A 17,271-nucleotide genomic window follows, 5' to 3' on the forward strand; every position below is an offset into this window, starting at 1 on the left:
GTCATGCCCCTACAAATACATAAAATGCATCTTTAGCCTCTGAAAAGACTAAACGAGACGAGAACAGCATCGCCGAACACTCTTGAAGCGCGCACTTCCGATTACCGCCCACATAAATCACGCATTAACTGAATATCCCTAGATAGAGAGGTTGTGGTGCGACTCCTTCGAAGTCGTTTGGGTCGTGTCCTTTTCCGACGGTCTGCGACCATCGGTTACGATGCAGTGCGACGACTCCGTCGTCATGTGATTCGCCCGAGAAAATCTTCCAATCTGTTTTTTTCTTAAAAAACTCATTGATTATTTGGGGATTAACACTATTTCTACTTTGGATTTTAAAGGAAAATCCAAAGTTAAAGCCGAGGGTAAGATTGTGTGAAATGGTTCCTGGGCTGTATTTTTGATGTATTTTTAATGGAGCACTCGTTTTTTTGACAAGTGGTAGAGTTGCAAAATTGGCAAAAATGCAGTATCTTTGTGAGTTAATTGTGCCGTGTTGCGCCGCAATGTGTGCGTGGTGTGGTATCAATTTACTGTGAAACAGAGAATTAAAAACAAAAAACATAAAATATACACTACACAATGGGAAGAGCATTTGAATATCGCAAAGCGCGCATCATGGCGCGTAACAGCAAAAACAGCAAGGCATTTTCAAAATTCAGTAAAGAAATCACTATGTGCGTGAAGGCTAGTGGCCCAGATCCCGACACTAACTCACGTCTGCGTACCCTCATGGCATCGGCAAAGAGCGCCGGCATGCCCAAGGATACCATCGAGCGCGCCATCAAGAAAGCAAGCGACAAGGATGCAAAGGACTACAAGACAGTAATCTACGAGGGATATGCTCCTAACGGTATCGCTATCCTGGTTGAGACTGCAACCGACAACACTACCCGCACCGTTGCTAACCTGCGCAGCTACTTCAACAAGAAGGGCGGCAGCCTGGGTAACTCGGGTTCTGTTGCTTTCATGTTCACTCACAAGTGCTACTTCCACGTTACTCCCAAGGACGGTATCGAACTTGACGAACTCGAGCTCGAACTCATCGACTGCGGTGCCGAAGAGGTTGACATGGACGAGGAGGAAATCATGATCAGCGGTGCATTTGAGTCTAACGGTGAGATTCAGAAGTATCTTGAGGAGAACGGCTTCGAGATCATCAGCAGCGAGTTTGTTTACGAGGCTAACGACTATAAGGAGCTCACAGCTGAGCAGGCCGCTCAGGTTGAGGCACTTATCGAGGTTGTGGAGGAGGATGAAGACGTGCAGAGCGTGTTCACCACTATGCAGACTGCCGACGTAGAAGAATAACAACAAGAATTGTCAAGAAAAGAGCCTAATTGAGTCCCTGTTGCGGGAACTATAGGCTCTTTGATTGTATATAGCCTAGATATCTAGAAATTCTAGAGAAACAAGTTGAGCCATTATGAATTTCATTGAAATAAAAGATGTCGTGAAGCGTTACTCGGGGCATACTGCTCTCGATGGGGTGACGATCAGTGTGCCCAAGGGGTGCATCTATGGCTTGCTGGGGCCCAATGGCGCCGGCAAGACGTCGCTCATTCGCATCATCAACCGCATCACGCGCCAGGACAGTGGCGAGGTGCTGCTTGACGGACGCCCCATCGTTGACGACGACGTGACACGCATAGGCTACTTGCCCGAGGAGCGCGGTCTGTACAAGAAGATGAAAGTCCTTGACCAGATAGTCTATCTGGCACGTCTCAAGGGCATGCCCAAGAGCATCGCGGTGGCCGAGGCCCGGTCGTGGCTCAAGAGATTTGACCTGGAGCAGTGGGCCGACAAGAAACTCGAGGCGTTGTCGAAGGGCATGCAGCAGAAGGTGCAGTTCATCGCCACGGTGATTCACCGTCCGCAGCTGCTCATCTTTGACGAGCCGTTCTCGGGATTTGATCCGGTGAATGCCGAGCAGCTCAAGCAAGAGATTCTGGCCCTGCGCGACGGCGGCGCGACTATCCTGTTCTCTACCCACAACATGGAGAGCGTGGAGGCCGTGTGCGAGCAAATCACGCTCATCAACCAGTCGAGGGTAGTGCTGCGGGGCAGTGTGGACGAGATACGCCATGCCTACAAGAAGAATATCATCGCCGTGTCGCTTGAGGGCGGACAGGCTCTGCCTGCCAATGATGACCTGTATGCCATCTTGCCCGGCAAGAGCGACAACAAGCGCGAGACGCTCATCAAGCTCAACAGCGGGGTGGGTGTGCGCTCGGCAGTGTCATGGCTCAACGACAACTGCAACCTCACGGGATTCCACGAGGTGCTGCCCAGCATGCATGAGATTTTCATCGAAACGGTTAACCTCACAAAACAGCAGCCACAATGAACAAACTGAAACTTATCGTAGCGCGAGAATACATGTCGATGGTGAAGTCCAAGTCGTTTGTGCTCACCACGTTGCTCATGCCGTTGCTCATCCTGGTGTGTGGCGGTGTGCCAGCGCTCATAGGCTATCTTAACGATGCCGGAAGCGACGTTGAGACTGTTGCCGTGATTGACGAGACGGGGAAGTATGCCCAGGCGATACACGACACCGACCTTTACCACTTCGTGGCCCTGCGCGGCGACACTGCAACCAATGCCCGCGAGTTTTACGACAAGAGCGGCGGTGACATCACAGCCGTTGTGGTCATACCCCAGACAGTCGATTCAATTCCTGTGGTGAACGTGTATAGCGAAAGCACTATCAATGCCAATCTCAAGGAAACCATCAACACCGCATTGAGCGACACCATCACTCGTGCGCATGTCGCCTCATACGGCATCGAGGGCCTGCAGCAGATAATTGACAACAGCAGGGTGAAAGTCGATGTGCGCAGCGTGAAGTGGAGCAGTGACGGCGAGAGCGAGACATCGACCGAGATGGCAATGGTGCTGGGCATGATGCTGTCGCTGTTCACCTACATGTTTGTGCTCATGAACGGAGCCATGATCATGAATGGCGTGGTCGAGGAGAAGACTAACCGCATCGTGGAGGTGATAGTGAGCTCGTGCAAGCCTTTCCAGCTCATGATGGGCAAGATAGTGGGCATAGGTCTAGTGGGCCTCACCCAGCTTGCCGTGTGGACTGTCCTGCTCATGGTCATGGGCAGCATCATGGGTGTGGTGTTTGGCGTTGACCCGTCGGCAACCGCAATGACGGGCAACCAGGCCGCCCAGATGGCTGCGGGAGTTGACGATGATGTGATGATGGAGGTGATGAAAAGCATCTACAGCATCAACTACGTTCCCATCATCTGCTGCTTTGTGCTTTATTTCATAGGCGGCTATGTGCTCTATGCGGCACTGTTTGCTGCATTTGGCTCGGCAGTGGACCAGGCGAGCGACGCCGGTCAGTTCACCACGCCGGTCATCTTTGTGATGATCATTGCCCTCTATGCTGGCATTGCCTGCGTGGGCAACCCCAACGGCCCCATGGCGGTGGCGTGCTCGATGATACCATTCACCGCGCCTGTGGTGATGATGGTGAGACTGCCCTTTGAAGTGGCATGGTGGGAGATATTGATTAGCCTTGTGCTTCTCTACGCATCGGCGGCAGGCATCGTGTGGATTGCATCACGCATCTATCGCACCGGCATCCTGCTCTACGGCAAGAAACACACGATCAAAGACGTGATCAAGTGGATAAAGGGGTAGTAAAGGTTTAAAAGTTTAAAGGTTTAATCGATGTCTCGATATTTCGAGTTGTCTTCTTGAAACTGTTTTTCGTTTTCGTGAAAATGCGCAAACATTATAGTTTTTCGTTTTCGTGAAAATGCGTAAGCATTTTAGTTTTTCGTTAAAAAAAAGATATGGCAGAGAGTAACTTTATCGACTATGTGAAAATATTTTGCCGCAGCGGCCATGGTGGCGCTGGTTCGGCTCATCTGCACCGTGCCAAGTATGTGCCCAAGGGTGGTCCCGACGGCGGCGACGGCGGCCGTGGCGGACACGTTTACCTCAAGGGTAACCGCAACTTGTGGACGCTCATCCACCTCAAGTACACACGCCACATCCTGGCAACCGACGGACAGGCCGGAGGCGACAGCCAGCTCACTGGCAAGAACGGCGAAGACCGCACCATCGAGGTGCCTTGCGGAACGGCGGTATATGATGCCGACACCGGCAAGTTCCTGTGCGACGTCACCGAGCACGACCAGGTGGTGCGTCTGCTCAAGGGCGGCCGCGGCGGACTGGGTAACACCCATTTCAAGACGGCTACCCGCCAGACTCCCCGCTTTGCCCAGCCGGGCGAACGCGGCGTGGAGAAGCACGTGATCATGGAGCTCAAACTGCTGGCCGACGTGGGTCTCGTGGGGTTCCCCAACGCGGGAAAATCCACACTGCTCAGCGTGATTTCGGCTGCTAAACCCAAGATTGCCAATTATCCTTTCACCACTCTCGAACCCAACCTGGGCATCGTGAGCTACCGCGGCCAGCAGTCGTTTGTCATGGCCGATATCCCTGGCATCATCGAGGGCGCTAGCGAGGGACGCGGACTGGGATTGCGATTCCTGCGTCACATCGAGCGCAACGCAGTGCTGCTGTTCATGGTTCCCGCCGACAGCGACGACATCGCCAAGGAATACAAGGTGCTGTGCAATGAGCTTGAGACATTCAACCCCGACCTCGTGGAGAAACCCCGCGTGCTCGCCATCACCAAGTGCGACATGCTCGACGACGAACTCATCGAGGAGATGCGTGCCGAGCTTCCCGAGGGCGTGGAGACCGTGTTCATCTCTAGCGTGGCGCAGATGGGGCTCACGCAGCTCAAGGACGTGCTGTGGCGCACCATCAACGATGAGCGCAACCGCATCCCCGAGAGCATCGTGCAGCGCGACCTCGACGAGCGTCACCGCGTGCAAGCCGAGGACGACTTCATCTTCTCGGCCGAGAAGGAAGAAGTAATCGAGATTGACGACGACGAGGATACCAATGCCGGCGGCAAGATGATAGGCCCCGACAGCAAGGAGTGGAGCGACGAGTATTGGGAGACCGACTACCAGGACGAGAACGATGACTTCCAGGTGGTTAGCGACCCCGACGAGGAACAGGTGTTTTGAGATAAAGGTTTAAGGGTTTAAAGGTTTAAAAGTTTAAGGGTTTAAAAGTTTAAAGGTTTAAAAGTTTAAAGGTTTAATCGAAACATCGACAACTCGAAATATCAACTACTCAATAGACTATGCAAGAGAACGTAATCACTAGCCTTGCCAACAGCCGCGTCAAGCGACTGGTGGCGTTGCAGCAAAAAAGCGCTTTGCGCTTGAGCGAGGGCGTCTTCATCGTGGAGGGCGTGCGCGAGCTGGAGCGTTGCGCCGCTGCCGGCCTCGAGGTCGTTGAAGTATATTATTGCCCAGCGATATTGCCGCAGCCTCCCGCAGTGACGTGCAGCGCCGTCTTCGAGGTGACGCAGGCTGTATATGACAAGATTGCCTATCGCGGCAGCACCGAGGGCGTGACGGCGGTGGTCAAGACGCGTCATCTCACGCTTGACGACATTGCGCTGGGCGATGCTCCGCTCATCGTGGTGCTTGAGAGCGTGGAGAAACCAGGCAACCTGGGCGCTGTGCTGCGCAGTGCCGATGCTGCCGGGGCAACAGCAGTCATCGTGTGCGACCCGCTCACCGACCTGTATAACCCCAACCTGGTGCGCAGCAGCACAGGCGCGATATTCAGCGTGCCCTGCGTGGCATGCAGCAGCGAGGAGTGCATTACATTCCTCAAGGACAACGGCATAGCCATCCTTACCGCCCAGCTGCAAGACTCGCACCTCTACTATGACACCGACATGAAGCGTGCCACCGCCATCGTGATGGGCACCGAGGCAACCGGCCTCACCAACGCCTGGCGCGAAGCTGCCGACGCCCACATACGCATTCCCATGCTGGGCACCGTCGATTCACTCAACGTTTCGGTAAGCGCTGCCATACTTCTATATGAGGCAGTCAAGCAACGACAAGATTTAATGCAATGAAGACAAACAAAAAGACAAGACAATACGCAGGGCTCATAGCCGCAGTGCTGGCCTATTATCTCATACACGAAGGCGCTCACTTGGTGACAGCCTTGTGCATGGGTGTGTTCAAGACCATCAATGTGGTGGGAGTCATGGGAGTTCAGATAGATGTGTACAACGAAATGATGAGCGACACGCAGATGGGTGTGTTCTGCCTCATGGGACCTGTGGCAACCTTGGTTTCAGGATGGTTGCTCGTGGCGCTGGCAGGTTGTATCGGCCGTTTGAATAGTAGTTTGCTGCGTGCCGTGTTATACTACATCACCATTATCATGCTGTTGCTCGACCCGTTATACATGAGCGTGATATGCGGCATGGTGGGAGGCGGCGACATGAATGGCATCGCGCTGCTCATGCCCGAAACCGCAGCCCGCATCGCAGCAGGAATACTGCTAGTAATCAACGGCTTATTATTCTGGAAACGAGTGCTCCCAGTCTATACGGCATCATTCAAGGAACAAGGAGAATGAGCCGAGTCTGCCATTCTCCTACTTGTGGATTTGCCGACTTTGTGGTTTAGAAAATACTGTTGCTTTCAGGAATTTCAGCACGCCTTATGCACATGATATAGTATATAGGCATGTAGGTAACATTGTCCTTTGTATATACTTCACGTTCATTATCAAGCACAATGCCCGATGGAATATTGTACTCTTTGTTTGCAAGGAATCGGTCCAGTGCCTTGTGTGAAGTAAAGTCCTTTCCTGATTTTACCTCAATGGGTAGCACTGTCATTCCTGCCACATTGTTAACAAGAAAGTCAACCTCGCCTTTCTTAGCGTTGTCATAATAGAAGAGATCGTGCCCGTGTGCCTTCAATTCCTGAGCAACCACGCTCTCGTAAACGGAACCGAGGTTTATGTTTCGCTCGTCTTTCATCACAGGAGCAATATTGTACTCATACAATCGTCCCGTGAGTATTCCCACATCGTTCAGATACAGTTTGAGCAGATTCTTGTGGACTGACTCTGACAGGGGATATTTTGGATTAGAGATAGCGTGCACATCGAGGGCTATGCCTGAAGATACGAGGTATTCAAATTCTTCGGCAAACCACTCAAATCTGTCACCTCTTTTTTCGCGGATATCTTTTGCCACGATGCGTTTCTTCTTGTTTTCCATCTGAGACACAATCATGTCATAAATGCGGCGCACAAGGAGTTTCTTGCTAGATTCCTTCTCATACTTGGCTGCATCCTCTTTATATAAGTTGCGTATTGATTCCTGAACTTCTCGTACCCTAACGATATTGTGGGTTTCCATGTAGGTGTTGACTGCATCTGGCATACCTCCCACTAACAGATATTTTTTGAACTCGCCTAGCAGTTTTTCGTGCTGTGCCTCTGAGAGAGAGGCTTGTCGCTGGTAGCAATCATGCACATAATCAAGGGAATCTTTGCCCCATCCTTCGGCCATCAGCCACTCTTCAAAATCAAGCTGATACATCTGCTTGCGGATGATGCTGCCAATCGGTATTGAAACCGTGTTGCGCAGGGCGATACCGAGCAAGCTGCCACTAGCTATATAGGCAAACTTGTCGTCCTCACGCATAAATTTCAGCATGGTCAGATACTGGGGATAGTGTTGTATTTCATCAAGGAAAACAAGCGTGTCGGACTTATCGCCCAATTTCCCTCCTGCAACCATGCTCAGGGTTATGTAAAACTCGTCTAATCCGTGTATATTGCGGAACAAACCATCCGTTTCGTAGTCTTTAGCAAAGTTAATCTCAACGAAGTTCTTGTAAAGCCGATTGCCGACTTCACGTATAATAAATGATTTGCCTATCTGCCTAGCTCCCTCAACGACCATTATTTTGTCATCTCCAGAGCGCAAATGAGCCTCAATACATGTGCTGATTTTTCTGTAGAGCATAGCCATATTACACTTTTTCTTGATTTTTACGTATGCAAAATTACACTTTTTCTTGGAATTGAGCGTTATAAAATTACACTTTTTCCCATTTTTCCGGGGTATAAAATTACACTTTTTCCTGATTCTGCATTTCAAGATGTCTTTAGATAGGTTGTGTGAGGGACTCCACAGAGGTCAAAAATCAGAGCACCGTGATGTTGAAATTACGGTGCTCTTTGTATCAGATGAGTCCACAAGCCTTATAGGTACGCTGGTGCCACTGGCTGTCTTGGGCTCACTGTTGTACATTCATTCCGTGTTCTCTTCCCAGGGTACATGTTATAGCACTGATTGCAAGAACTCCAATCTCGGTATGTTATCGTCTTCTTAAAAATCCAATCGTATTTGTATTAGACACTTCAAGGTCACTAACCCAACTGGTCACGTTATTTACTATCATATTAGCAGCCAATTCCGCTTCTGCTCGACTCCTGCTTCCCGCTGATGCGGAAACAAGAGATATATTGTATGCATATGCTATTCACGACTGTCCCCTGTTGTCGTCGGTGCACTTGCCCAAGAGTATGAAAAGCGTGGGCACCGCTGCTTTCTCATGTTGTTTGAATCTCACATCGATAGTTTTGTCGCCGTCAATGAAGGAAATACCTGTAAATGCTTTCACCAGCTGTGGCTTGATCAATATCGAGATTCCAGAAGGGGTTGAGGTATTGAACAAGGACTGTTTTGCCAAGAATCATAGTCTCAAAAGCGTCGCATTGTGGCTCACGAGCCGCTTGTCGTGACTGAGCTTCGCCGTCCAGGCATGGCAAAGTGCAACTATGTGTGTGGCGAGCGTGGAGGTGTGTTGTTTGACATATTAGATTAGGAATTAATTTCAATCCTTCACCCCCTAGGGAAAAAACAACTAAGCGGATGTGTCACTATGATGACGCATCCGCTTAGTTGTTGTGACCTTGAAGGTCGTGTTGAGTCCCCCTGTGGGGGGGGAGGTGTTGTTACTTGATTGCCTGGCCGGCTACGTTGTACTTGATGCCTGCTGCTTCGATAACGATCTGGCCGTTCTCGACATACTTGCGAGCCTTGGCTGTGCTGCCCACGGTAACGTCGTTGATTGCAGTCTTGGGGTCGCCTGCGGGCATGTAGATTACTTCGCCCAGGTTGGCGTCATCGGCCTTGTGGAAGATAACGGTTTCAATCTTCTCCTGGGTCTGCTCGTCAACGTTCCACACGTTGCCCTGTGCATAAACGGTGGTTGTGCCGTTGTTGTAGAGGTCATAGAGCACGCCGCCGTTGCCGTTGTTGACAAACACGTTGTCACCGGGGTTGTAATCCTCGGCCTCGGGATCTTCAACCTTACCAGCGTTCACGTTGGGCTGGCCTATGACTGTGATACCCCACAGGTTGTTCTCGATGTGGTTGCCCTTGATGAACACCTTGCCCTTGCCTGCTGCGTCATAGAGGCTGAGGCCACTGCCGCCGTTCATGGCGTTGGTCTCATAGATGTTGTCGATGATTTCGTTGTCCTCGATGAATATGTTGACCGGACCTGTCATGGTGATACCGTAGCGGTTTTCCTTGACGAGGTTGCCCTTAACGACTACTTTGTTAGAGTAGCTGTAGCCCATCATGTTGCTCACAGCGATGCCGCCCACCTTGGTGAAGTGTCCGCCAATGATGACGTTGTCGAGGATCTCTACATCCTCGGTGCCGTAGCTGGTGAGGTTGATTTGGGGACGGTTAGAGTTCTTGGTGTTGTTAGCCAGGAAAGCGCTGTTCTTGATCACGATGCCGACGGGGGTGTTGGCTCCGTTGCCTATGGCAGCAGTACCGCCGTTAACGAATGTGCAGCCGTCAATCACGTTCTTGCCGGTGCTTGATGCGCTGAAGTTGAGGCAAGCGCCACTAGCGTTGGATGTGTTGTAGTCGGCAAATGTGCAGTTCTCGGCAACGATGGCGCCGTTCTTAGAGCCGAAGGTGATGCCCACTTGTTCCATGCGGGTGTTCTTGAGCACTGCGTTAGCGTCGTCGGCATACATGCGGAAGCCCTTGGGGGTTGTGCCTTCTACGCCTGTGATGAGAGCGGTGTCGGCGGGTGTGCAGTCGAGAGTGCCTTCTACATTTACCTGAATCTTGTCGTTGAACTTAACGACCTCGTTGTTCTGAATCTTGAGCACGTCGCCAGCGCTGATGGTGAAATCGGCGTTGAGCTGCCATGCGCCATCAACATTTGTTACCTGTGCTTCGGCAATCTTTGACAGGACTTCCATTGTGTAGGTTGTACCATTGCCGGGAGAAACGAACTCTTGTGCATTTGCTGACGCAAGTGCAAGCGCTGCTGCGCAAAGTGTGTAAAATTTCTTCATAATAAAAAATCACTTATTAAATTAATATAAATTGTAGCTTGTTTATTTTCTAGGGGGCTAGTCTATCTAAGCCTTCTAGGCTTTCTAGTGGGCCTAGAGGGCTTAGTTCCTAGTCTAGTTTACAATGGACGCAGTGACACTGCCCATCCGCCACCGGCCACTGAGCGCAGCTTGAGCACAGTCTTGCTGGTCACGGTCTTCTTGGTGATGGTGTAAGCCTTGGGGTTCTTGAGGTAGTCGGCATCCTTAGCATCGGCATAGATGATGCACTCATACTTGCGGCCCTCGTCCAGGAAGTCGAGCTTCACCTGCGAGTCGTGAGCGGTCTTGCCTGCCACGCTGCCCATGAACCAGTTGTCGCTGCCCTTGGCCTTGCGTGCGATGGTGATGTACTCCATGGGCTCGGCCTCGAGATATACCGACTTGTCCCAATCTACAGCCACGTCCTTGATGAACTGGAAGGCATCCAAGTGCTTCTCGTAGTTCTCGGGGAGGTCGGCAGCCATCTGCAACGGGCTGTACATGGTCACGTAGAGTGCGAGCTGTCCGCCTATGGTTGAGAGCACCTTGGAGGGGTTGCCTGCATAGCTCAGGTCCATCTCAAAGATGCCGGGAGTATAGTCCATGGGACCACCCTGCAAGCGGGTGAAGGGCAGGATTGCGGTGTGGCCGGGCTGAGTGCCGCCGAATGCCTGGTACTCAGTGCCGCGGGCGCTCTCGTTGCCTATGAGGTTGGGATAAGTGCGGCACAGGCCGGTGGGGCGCACTGCCTCGTGGGCATTGACCATGATGTGGTGCTTGGCAGCCTGCTTCACAGCGTAGAGGTAGTGGTTGACACACCACTGTCCGTAGTGGTGCTCGCCGCGGGGGATGATGTCGCCCACATAGCCGCTCTTCACTGAATTGTAGCCATACTTGTCCATGAGTTGGTAGGCCTGTTCCATGTGGCGCTCATAGTTGCGCACGCTTGATGATGTCTCGTGGTGCATCATGAGCTTCATGCCCTTGCTGTGGGCATACTCGTTGAGATACTCGATGTCGAAGTCGGGGTAGGGGGTAACGAAGTCAAACACATAGTCCTTGCTGTTGTTGGCCCAGTCTTCCCAGCCGATGTTCCAGCCCTCGATGAGCAGCTGGTCAAATCCGTGTTTAGAAGCGAAGTCGAGATATTTAACCACGTTGTTGGTGTTGGCCGAGTGTTTAGGGCTGGGAGCCAGTTTGTTGTAGTTGGTGCGGTGCAGTTGCACAGAGGGGAGGGCATCGGTGTAGGCCCAAGAACCCTTGCCGTTGATCATCTCCCACCACACGCCCATGTACTTGACGGGCTTGATCCATGAAGTGTCTTTATACTTGCAAGGCTCGTTGAGGTTGAGGATGAGTCGTGATGCCAGCACGTCGCATGCATTGTCGGTCACCATGATGGTGCGCCATGGGGTGTGGCAGGGAGCCTGCATGAATCCCTTCATGCCGATGGCGTCGGGGGTGAGCCAAGACTCGAAGGTCAAAGTCTTCTCGTCGAGGTTGAGGCTCATGCAAGGATAATCCACCAGCGCAGCCTCGTGCAGGTTGATATACAGGCCGTCGTCGGTCTTGAGTTGCAGCGAAGTCTGCACGCCGGTTTTGCTGAACTGTTCCTGTGATGCGTTGCCGCATATCGATGCGTCAAACAGCTTGCTTATCTCGCTCAAGCGTGAGCGGGTGTATTCATATTCTTGAGTGTCATAGTCGCCAGCGAGCCACCATGCGGTGTGGTCGCCAGTCATGGCAAACTGTGTGCGCTCTTCCTTGATTACGAAATAGTTGAGATTTTGCTGTTGGGGGAACTCATAGCGGAATCCCACGCCGTCGTCATACACGCGGAAGCGTATCACCATGGTGCGCTGCATCTCGGGCTGGGTGAGGGTCACTGCCATCTCGTTGTAGTTGTTCACGATCTCGCTCTCCTCGCCCCACACGGGCTTCCATGTCTCGTTGAACTTGCGGTTCTTCACCTCCTTGACCACGAAACCGTCTTTGAGCGACAGGTTGCCGCCGCTTCTCACTACTGCCATGTTGTCAAACGACCCGGGCAGGTCGGCCTTGGCCAAGTCAAACCCCATGTGGCTGGGCTTGATCACCTGCTTGTCGCCATAGGCAACCTCGTAGGTGGGTTGGCCGTCAACGACGTCAAAACTCACTGTTATTTTCTCATGGGGCGAAGCCACCTTCAGCGGTGCTGCCCACGTTGTAGCAAATAAAGCAACAACAGCTGCAAAGCAACAAATTCGTTTCATAATATAGGTTTATAAGTTTATATTTCATGCAAAGATAGTAAATTTTCACGAAAGACGAAAGTTGCACGCCGAAAAATCTTTCCACCCCCGCCGCCGCTTTGTTACACTATCGTGTCAGATTGTTGTAAAATGGTATTATCATTATAATAAATAAGAGAAAAACCGCTAACTTTGTAAAAACGAAAACTGCAATACAAAGTATGAAGAAATTTATCATCGCTGCGATGGCCGCTGCTGCCATTGCCCCCAGTGTGAATGCCGGCGCAAAGAGTGACTTGCGCGCTCCGGCTGTCCCTCTCATCACCATCGACCCGTTTACTAGCGCATGGTCAATGAACGACCGCCTCACCGACGCCACTGTCAAGCAATGGACCGGACATGAGTTCCCCTTGCTGGGCGTGATCAAGGTGGACGGCAAGTGCTATCGCTTCCTGGGTAAGGAAGACCTTGAAATCAAGCCTATGCCCGGCGACGACAGCCACAACGGCTGGGAAGCGCGCTACACCACCGAGCGACCTGCCGACACGTGGTTCCTGCCCGAGTTTGATGACAGCTCGTGGAAGACCGGCACAGGCGCGTTTGGCTCGATGGAGAGCGAGCACACTGCACGCACCCAGTGGAAGGGCGGTCGCATCTGGACACGCCGCGTGGTCAACATCGAGGGCGACCCACGCGAGCATTCGCTATACTTCGACCTGAGCCACGATGACGACTGCATTGTCTATCTCAACGGCGCACCCATCATCGACACCGGCGACAAGGCACGCAAGCACGTGATCCACGAGCTCGCCCCCGAGCAGGTGGCAATGCTCAAGCCCGGACGTAATGTCATAGCAGCTTATTGCTGGGATCGTGGCGGCAATGCGCTGCTTGACTACCAGTTCATGGTTGACCGTGATCCGCGTCACTATTTCGATGACGTGGCTGTGCAGACCAGCGTCGATGTGCAGGCCACACAGACCCACTACACCTTCACTGCTGGCCCCGTGGACCTGAAGGTGGACTTCACTGCTCCGCTGCTCATGGACGACCTCGACCTGCTGTCTCGCCCCGTGAACTATATCACCTACACTGCCACCAGCCGTGACGGCAAGGCCCATGACATCGAGGTTTACCTTGAAGCCAATGACAACTGGGCAAAGAACGAGAGCTGGCAGAAGACCACCACTACCGCCTATCTCAAGAACGGACTCGCCGGACACAAGGTGGGCACCGTGGACCAGCCCGTGCTCAAGCGTCGTGGCGACGGCGGCAACATCGACTGGGGCTACTTCTACATGCTGGGCGACAGCAAGAACACTGTGGCAACCCTGGGCAACGGACGCTCGCTGCGCAAGCTGTGGGTGGACGGCGACTCGACTGGCGCTGTGCAGGGCTCGCCCAAGATGGCACTCACACGCAAGCACGGCAAGGCGGTGAGCACCACCGGATATTTTATCCTGGCTTACGACGACATGTATTCAATACAATACTTCGGCGAGAACCTGCGTCCCTACTGGAACCGCAAGGGCAACACCACTATCGACGCGCAGCTCAAGAAGGCTGTGAAGGAATATCCCGCGCTCATCAAGCGCTGCACCGCATTTGACGACAAACTCATGGACGACGCCATCGCTGTGGGCGGCAAGCAGTATGCCGAACTCACCGTTGCCGTCTATCGCCAGGCTATCGCTGCCCACAAGCTAGTTCAGGCACCCAACGGCGACCTGCTGTGGCTATCGAAGGAGTGTTACAGCAATGGCTCCATCGGCACGGTAGATATCACCTATCCCTCATCGCCCATGTTCCTGCTCTACAGCCCCGAACTCACCAAGGGCCTGCTCAACCACATCTTCTACTTCAGCGAGAGCGGCAAGTGGACCAAGGACTTCCCCGCGCACGATGTGGGCACTTATCCCCAAGCCAACGGACAGACCTACGACGGCGACATGCCCGTGGAAGAGGGCGGCAACATGCTCATCACCACCGCAGCGCTGGCACAGGTGGAAGGCAACGCCAAGTATGCCGAGAAACATTGGGATGAACTCACCAAGTGGACCAAATATCTCGTGAAATATGGCCTTGACCCCGAAAACCAGCTGTGCACCGACGACTTCGCAGGCCGCTCGGCCCACAACACCAACCTAGCTATCAAGGCTATCCTGGGCGTAGCGTCTTACGGCTACCTTGCAGGCATGCTTGGCAAGGCCGATGTGGAGAAGGAATACATGGACAAGGCACGCTGGATGGCTGCCGAGTGGAAGAAGAACGCTGCCGACGGCGACCACTATCGCCTGGCGTTTGACCGCCCCAACACCTGGAGCCAGAAGTACAACCTCGTGTGGGACCACCTGCTGGGATTCAACGTGTTTGACCCCGAGGTGGCTGCAACCGAGGTTGCTTATTACAAGAAAATACAGCACCGCTACGGCTTGCCACTTGACAGCCGTGCCGACTATACCAAGACCGACTGGGTGATGTGGAGCGCAACCCTGGCAACCGACAAGGCCGACTTCGAGGCACTCATCCGCCCCATCTACGAGGGCTACAACTGCTCACCCTCACGCGTTCCCATGAGCGACTGGGTGTGGACCAGCCGTCCCGATCACCGCGCATTCCAGAACCGCTCAGTAGTAGGTGCATTCTACATCAAGCTTCTTGAGCAAAAACTCAAAAAATAACCCGCCCAGAGCGAACCGAAAAACAACACCAGCCACCCCGCAGCAACGAGGTGGCTGGTTCTGTTCACGAAACAAACCAAACCAGATTAATCATAAATAAGGGAATTATATTTCTGATTAAGCAGATTGCTTTTGTTACTTTTTGGTACATTGGGCTTAGCACAACAATCTATTTTATTTCGCTCGTTAATTGAAATAGATGCCACTCTCTTGTCTCTGGCGGGACAACAAACTAAACAGTTTTAACTGTTGCCCAGCAAAAACTCCCTCGTTTATTTATCATTTCATGCGAGAGTTTGGGCTAAAAAAAATTAAAAATAGTAAAGTTTAGCCCAAACTCTTGCATGCCTTGAAAAATATTATTACCTTTGTGCCTATTGAATAACTCATTGATATTATGACTACTATCATAGGACGCAGGTCTGAAATGGATGCCTTGACAAAATATAAAAATTCTGATAAGTCAGAGTTCGTAGCAATATACGGGCGAAGAAGGATCGGAAAGACCTTTCTTGTTTCACAATTCTACAAGAACTTCGCTTTTGAAACTTCTGGTATCATCGGTGGAACAAAGAAAGATGAGATGGATGCTTTCTACACTTCGTTGATGCTGTATGGATACACAGGCAAGAAACCACGGACATGGATGGAAATGTTTGTGGCACTGAGACAGGTGCTAGAGGCAAGCGGGAAAAGAGGCGCAAAGGTTGTGTTTATTGACGAGCTGCCTTGCTTCGACACCCGTTGCTCAGGGTTTGTCAAGGCACTTGACTATTTCTGGAACACATGGGCAAGTAAGCAGAGCAATATCAAGTTGATAGTGTGTGGTAGTGCAACATCGTGGATGGTAAGAAACATTATTAACAACAAAGGCGGTTTGCACAATCGCATCACGCACGAAATGCATCTACATGCATTCAATCTCTGCGAGACAAAACAATTCTTATGGAAGAAAGGATTGAAGTGGGATAATCTACTCGTTGCTCAGACTTATATGATTATGGGAGGTGTGCCTTATTATCTTGACCTGCTGGATTCTGACAAGGGGTATGCAGAGAACATTGATCATCTATTCTTTGCCAAAGATGCTACAATGAAGCAAGAGTATGGCAGGTTGTATTCTTCGTTGTTCACCAATCCAAAGCAATATAAGGATGTGGTCAATCTGCTTGCCAAAAACAAAAAAGGTTTAACGCGAGGAGAGATAGCCGAAAAACTAAAAACCGCCAATAATGGGCATCTGACCAAGGTGCTGGAAGATTTGGAATACTGCGACTTTATACGTTCATACGTTGTGTTGGGCAAGAACTCATTAACAAAAAACAACGGGCAGATTTATCAGTTGGTAGATCAGTATTCTCTGTTCTATCATTACTTTGAGGCTCTGCGCACTCGCGATGAACACTATTGGACTTTTTCACTTGGTACACCCACACAGAATACCTGGTATGGATTGGCTTTTGAACGTCTGCTGATGCAACACATCCCTCAGGCTTTAACCGCCATGCATCTTGATCGTATGCACACAGAATACTATTCGTGGAGAAGCGAATACAGGAAACAAGGTGCTCAGATTGACCTTGTGATAGACCGTGCCGATGGCATCACGGACATCTGTGAGGCGAAATACAGCATGCACGAATATGTTTTGGAAAAGTCGGAATACAACAAGGTACTGAAACGTAAGGAAGCATTTGATACCACAGTGGAGGGTAAATCGACAAGGCTTGTGCTATTTACAACCAAGGGGATAAAGAGGAATGCCTATTCCGATGTCTTTCAAGCAACAATCACCCTAAACGATTTGTATAAATTTTGAGAATTGGCACTGGTGATAGGGATAGGAATATCATTGCATCTGTTTAATCCCGTCAAGAATTCCTTAAAGAAACTCTTTTTCTAGGTAATCTGGCTTAAGGTGGGTTCTATTAATTTATGAGTTTACTCTAAAAAGTCGGCGAGCCGACTTATGACTAAAATTACGTTAGTTTAACACTAAATCGGTCTTTGAAATTTTGTGATCTGGAGAAAAATGCGTATATTTGTATAGAAAATCAAGCACATAGACATGTTCAAGAAATCGA

Annotated in this window: 12 protein-coding genes; 9 read left to right on the plus strand and 3 right to left on the minus strand. The window is 51.3% G+C overall.

All coding sequences use genetic code 11. The annotated features are described in order from the left end of the window. Positions 1–582: 582 nt before the first annotated feature. The 6 genes from ACKI3C_RS12085 (at position 583) to ACKI3C_RS12110 (ending at position 6,486) form a co-directional block, all read left to right on the plus strand. Entirely contained in the window at positions 583–1,311 is a 729-nt protein-coding gene (locus tag ACKI3C_RS12085; protein WP_407405402.1) for a YebC/PmpR family DNA-binding transcriptional regulator, read from the plus strand. Between the two features lie 115 nt (positions 1,312–1,426). Then, the gene (locus ACKI3C_RS12090; protein ID WP_407405404.1) at positions 1,427–2,347 is read left to right on the plus strand and encodes an ABC transporter ATP-binding protein; all 921 of its coding nucleotides are present in this window, start codon (positions 1,427–1,429) and stop codon (positions 2,345–2,347) included. Further along, positions 2,344–3,657, plus strand: coding sequence for an ABC transporter permease (locus tag ACKI3C_RS12095; RefSeq protein WP_407405406.1), 1,314 nt, complete (start codon positions 2,344–2,346; stop codon positions 3,655–3,657). Before ACKI3C_RS12090 ends, ACKI3C_RS12095 begins: the two co-directional genes overlap by 4 nt. Before the next feature lie 155 nt (positions 3,658–3,812). Further along, positions 3,813–5,063: a GTPase ObgE gene (gene obgE, locus ACKI3C_RS12100; RefSeq protein ID WP_407405408.1), complete on the plus strand. Its 1,251-nt coding sequence runs from the start codon at positions 3,813–3,815 to the stop codon at positions 5,061–5,063. 119 nt (positions 5,064–5,182) lie between these two features. Continuing rightward, positions 5,183–5,974: a TrmH family RNA methyltransferase gene (locus ACKI3C_RS12105; RefSeq protein ID WP_407405410.1), complete on the plus strand. Its 792-nt coding sequence runs from the start codon at positions 5,183–5,185 to the stop codon at positions 5,972–5,974. Next, positions 5,971–6,486 carry a hypothetical protein gene (locus ACKI3C_RS12110; RefSeq protein WP_407405412.1) on the plus strand — a complete coding sequence of 172 codons (516 nt, stop codon included), beginning with the start codon at positions 5,971–5,973 and terminating at the stop codon, positions 6,484–6,486. The genes ACKI3C_RS12105 and ACKI3C_RS12110 overlap by 4 nt, the downstream gene beginning before the upstream one ends. A 46-nt stretch (positions 6,487–6,532) precedes the next feature. Here ACKI3C_RS12110 and ACKI3C_RS12115 read toward each other — a convergent pair whose 3' ends face one another. Beyond that, positions 6,533–7,897 (minus strand): ATP-binding protein, encoded by a 1,365-nt coding sequence (locus ACKI3C_RS12115; RefSeq protein ID WP_407405414.1) that lies wholly within the window; start codon positions 7,895–7,897, stop codon positions 6,533–6,535. 557 nt (positions 7,898–8,454) lie between these two features. Here ACKI3C_RS12115 and ACKI3C_RS12120 point away from each other — a divergent pair. Then, a complete protein-coding gene (locus ACKI3C_RS12120) occupies positions 8,455–8,673 on the plus strand; it encodes a leucine-rich repeat protein (RefSeq protein WP_407405416.1) in 219 nt (72 codons plus the stop codon). 213 nt (positions 8,674–8,886) lie between these two features. Here ACKI3C_RS12120 and ACKI3C_RS12125 read toward each other — a convergent pair whose 3' ends face one another. Together ACKI3C_RS12125 and ACKI3C_RS12130 are read right to left on the minus strand one after the other, a co-directional pair. Continuing rightward, positions 8,887–10,254, minus strand: a complete 1,368-nt coding sequence (locus tag ACKI3C_RS12125) for a hypothetical protein (RefSeq protein ID WP_407405418.1) — start codon at positions 10,252–10,254, stop codon at positions 8,887–8,889. A gap of 119 nt (positions 10,255–10,373) precedes the next feature. Next, positions 10,374–12,527 (minus strand): glycoside hydrolase family 97 protein, encoded by a 2,154-nt coding sequence (locus ACKI3C_RS12130; protein WP_407405420.1) that lies wholly within the window; start codon positions 12,525–12,527, stop codon positions 10,374–10,376. A gap of 200 nt (positions 12,528–12,727) precedes the next feature. On the opposite strand from ACKI3C_RS12130, the gene ACKI3C_RS12135 reads away from it, so the two are divergent. Beyond that, on the plus strand, positions 12,728–15,187 hold the full coding sequence (locus ACKI3C_RS12135; RefSeq protein ID WP_407405422.1) for a glutaminase domain-containing protein: 2,460 nt from the start codon (positions 12,728–12,730) through the stop codon (positions 15,185–15,187). 397 nt (positions 15,188–15,584) lie between these two features. Then, positions 15,585–17,006: an AAA family ATPase gene (locus tag ACKI3C_RS12140; RefSeq protein WP_407405424.1), complete on the plus strand. Its 1,422-nt coding sequence runs from the start codon at positions 15,585–15,587 to the stop codon at positions 17,004–17,006. Positions 17,007–17,271: the final 265 nt, after the last annotated feature.

This window comes from Sodaliphilus sp. (assembly GCF_045598405.1).
In the GTDB taxonomy this organism is placed as follows: Bacteria; Bacteroidota; Bacteroidia; order Bacteroidales; family Muribaculaceae; genus Sodaliphilus; species Sodaliphilus limicaballi.